General features: G+C 44.1%; 1 protein-coding gene. It reads right to left on the reverse strand.

Going from position 1 to position 1,903, the window contains the following annotated elements; translation table 11 throughout:
- Positions 1–746 precede the first annotated feature (746 nt).
- Positions 747–1,070: a hypothetical protein gene (locus UF05_RS05405; RefSeq protein WP_045545080.1), complete on the reverse strand. Its 324-nt coding sequence runs from the start codon at positions 1,068–1,070 to the stop codon at positions 747–749.
- Positions 1,071–1,903: the final 833 nt, after the last annotated feature.

Consider the following 1,903-nt stretch of genomic DNA (forward strand, 5'->3'; position numbering starts at 1 on the left):
AGCGGTATAACAAGTTGCTTAAGAGTGATTCGCAACGCGTGGCATTTTTACTATGCGTCGGTTTATGTGTTTAAGGTATTATGCGGAGGCTAAGGTATTGCGTTGCTCACACCTTAGCAAGGCGTTATGTAAAGCGGGTAAAATGGGCATTATTCTGCTTATCCGCTCTCTCTAGCTATCGGTTTGCATCCTCGTCAAAATTCCCTTTTTCTGTCCCGATTCTTTGCCAAATTAGCCGTAAAACATGCCAAGGATCGTGAGTTTCCTCATTCAGTTTCAGTGCTGGTTCGTGGTTAGTTTTGCGGGCTCAAAGTGGGGAAAGGGCAAGGTTAACGAAAGTCCCCATTTGCTGATGGTTTCTTTCGTTCGGTTTCCCAGGTTCAAAAGCATTTTTGGTCGCTGCTCATCACCATTTTTCGCTTGTTGAAGCTTGGTCTGTAACATTGCTGGCTCTGCAAATTCGTGAACACTGTTGGGTTCTTTGGTTTTGGCTATTTCTTCGGTCGTACAGGCTTGGTTTTTCGTGGTAACTTTGGCTTATGTGGCTGAATTTACATAACAAAGCATTTAAGACGGATTCTCAACGCTTGGCAATTTCAGTTCAGGTCGGCTTCAATGCTAAATGTGGCAAGGTTTAAGGTTGGGTGGTAGCGTTGTTCACCACTTAATGCGGCGTTAGTCGCCAGAAAAAGCTAGCAATCAAAATCATGTTTCTAAGCTCAAGATTTGGCTGCTGATTGTTCGGCTCACAGGTTTATCGTCGTCGGTCCAAACTCATTTTCAGCTGTTTTAAGTCCAAAGTTTTGCAAGTGTCCTCGCGGTTGTTTTGTTCTTTGGTGCTGACATAGCAGGGCAATCGAGAGTTTGTTTTTGGTTGCAACTCCGCTCGTTGAATTTGTTGTTACAAAAGCAGATTTACTCGCTGAAATGACGGTTTCTCTGGTGTTGTAAGTTCCACGTGGTTTCAGTGACTTTGTTGAAAGTCCGCACTGTGAGATTGGCTTTCCAAAAGCGCTTTTTGGTGTTGTCAGTCCGTTTTCTACGGCGTTGTTTGTTCTAAGTGGTTTCATTGAGTAGCCGCTTTGAGACTGCGCCTGACTTAAATGCATCAAAGCACATAAAGTTTGTTGTTCGCAAAGTTTAGTTCGGCTTAAAATTGTCGCTCGGTGCCTCGCGACTAACAAACTGCTCAAGAGGGATTCGCAACGCGTGGCATTTTTACTATGCGTTGAATTTAGTGATTAAGGTGGTATGCGGCGGCTTTGGTATTGCGTTGCTCACCCCTTAGCAGGGCGTTAGTTGCCAACGAGGAAAACGCAGCTAAAGCAGAAAGTTTATAGTTAATGTCCGTGTGTTTTTGGTGGGGTTTCGTACTTCAATTTTGAATCGTTCGGGGTTGTGAAAATCGCTCTCAGGTTTCTTTTGTGTTTGGATTTTCTGTTTCAGAAACCGGATCACCGGTCGAGAGTCAGCTCTGTGACACTGTCTTTCAAAATGAGCGTTTTGGTGTTGTTAATCCGTTTTCTACGGCGCTTTGAGTCCCAAGTGGTTTCAGTGGCAAGCGCTTTGAAACTACGCCTGATTTGAGGTTATCAAAGCACGTAAAAGCAGTGTTGGCAAAGCGGTAATCAACTTCAAATCAAAGCTTTAGGTTTGGCAACTAACAAAGCATTCAAGAGGGATTCACAACGCTTGGCAGTTTTGGTTTGAATCGGCTTTAGTGTTTACGGCACAATCATTTAGGTTGAGTGGTTGGCGTTGTTCACCCCTTAATGCGGCGTTAGTACGGGTTTGACATCAAAGGTCATTAGTTTTGGTGTTTATCTGTTTTGGTGCTCGCATTTACACCTTTCAGTTAGTGCCTTTCACGTTCTTTCCGGTGGCACTATATGCGGAGTGTTTG

The organism is Vibrio sp. S457-15 (assembly GCF_000960545.1).
In the GTDB taxonomy this organism is placed as follows: domain Bacteria; phylum Pseudomonadota; class Gammaproteobacteria; order Enterobacterales; family Vibrionaceae; genus Vibrio; species Vibrio parahaemolyticus.